This is a genomic window from Candidatus Cloacimonadota bacterium, assembly GCA_011372345.1.
Lineage (GTDB): Bacteria > Cloacimonadota > Cloacimonadia > Cloacimonadales > TCS61 > DRTC01.
This window is the reverse complement of sequence record DRTC01000512.1, coordinates 1-1,519: the sequence shown is the minus strand read 5'-3', so window position 1 is coordinate 1,519 and position 1,519 is coordinate 1. Positions and strand designations below refer to the sequence as shown.

General features: G+C 35.4%; 2 protein-coding genes. One reads left to right on the top strand and one right to left on the bottom strand.

Annotated elements, in window-relative coordinates:
• The coding region (locus ENL20_09840) for a hypothetical protein (protein ID HHE38858.1) at window positions 1–789 on the bottom strand (789 nt) is incomplete at its 3' end.
• Window positions 790–876: 87 nt separating this feature from the next.
• Here ENL20_09840 and ENL20_09835 point away from each other — a divergent pair.
• Window positions 877–1,080, top strand: coding sequence for a hypothetical protein (locus ENL20_09835; protein HHE38857.1), 204 nt, complete (start codon window positions 877–879; stop codon window positions 1,078–1,080).
• Window positions 1,081–1,519: the final 439 nt, after the last annotated feature.

Genomic DNA, 1,519 nt, shown 5'->3' with positions numbered 1-1,519 from the left:
GGTGTCATAGTTGTTTTCTATCGTATATTGCTGCCAATTTCCATTATCCTGAATTTCTTGAACTGTTTCGGGTTTTTTCTTGAGGACAGTAACCCCAACGGGAATCCATTGGTCAAGTTTCTCCTCATCCACATTGCAAAGGGATCGTACGGATTCAGGAATATAAATCTCTTTAATTTCAGGATTCTTTTCCAATATCAGGAATAATACATAATCGATAACACTCTTTGGATGCCGGGAATCAAGGAACAGGCCTTCCATTTTGTAGCCGGAAGAATAAAAAATTGGTTTTGGGATATTTGGATTGTTATCTGTGATGATCTGAATAAAAAATTGGATATGGAAAGTCAAGGAAATGACTATGAAAAATATTATCGTTTTCCTTGCCAACGAAATTTCTAACCCGGCGGCTTTCCCATTTTGAACTTTGTGTATTGTTGAGAACAAGAAAAAAATGTTCAATATGAGAAAAGTAAAGAAAATGATATCCAGTGAATGGAATATGATGACTATCAGTTTCCATTTCCATGAAAGATTGAAAAAGTTGGATTCTGAGCAAAGGGTGATTGGCACTGAATGATTGCTGTTCTTAACCAGTTCCATACTCTTGGATTTATTATCAAATTGAATTTGTACAACTGCCCCCTTCCCAATTGGCCGAACCTCAATCTGAATGCAGCCGGCAAAAAAGCTGGAGTAGCCAAGCTCTTCATTCTTATAAATATAGATATCATTATTCTTGAATTCCAAATCCGGGTTTGCCTTTCGGATTAGATCCCAATCAATCATTATTGTCTCTTCCCGAGGTTCCATAATAATTTTTTTGATGGAGTTAACAATTAATCCGTTGCCGGAAGATGCCGAAATTCTCAAATTATGCTCTACGGGTATGAATCTATCCGGGAGTTTATTGAAAATAAAAAGCAGGATGACGATAGATACCGCTATCAACAAAAAAAGTGGGGAAAAGACAGATTGCAAATAAGTTGCGAAAAATTGTTTATTTCTAAAATTAATATCCAGTATAAAAACGAAAAAAAACGCTATGGCAGGCAGCGAACCCAAAGCAAGATACCTTAAAATTCTGGGAAGAAAGAAGATGCTGGAGAAATATTCAAGAATATGGAATTCAATGCTAAGAAAAGCTAAAAAAAATAATAGTCTCGGGATGAGATTTGCTTTTTTTCTATTTTTCACAATTTTTATCAATCAACTTGTGCCGTATTTCGGCGATAACCTGCATAAAGCTGTTACAAATAAGTCCTTGTTTTAAAATTCTTTAAAAGGAATGTGAAACACTGGGAGATTATAAAACAACAAAACCATATTTTTCAGAGATAATCGTTGAAGCAATACATTCCTGACCCTGAAATTTCCAGATTAGAATTTGGGAGATAGGACACAAGGATAATTTTTGACGCAAAAAACGGATCGCAAAAAGGATTTTAATTTCTTTTACGATGTTCTGAAGCTGGTCTCCGGAAACGGGTTTGTCCAGGTTTTCAGAACGGTATTGTCT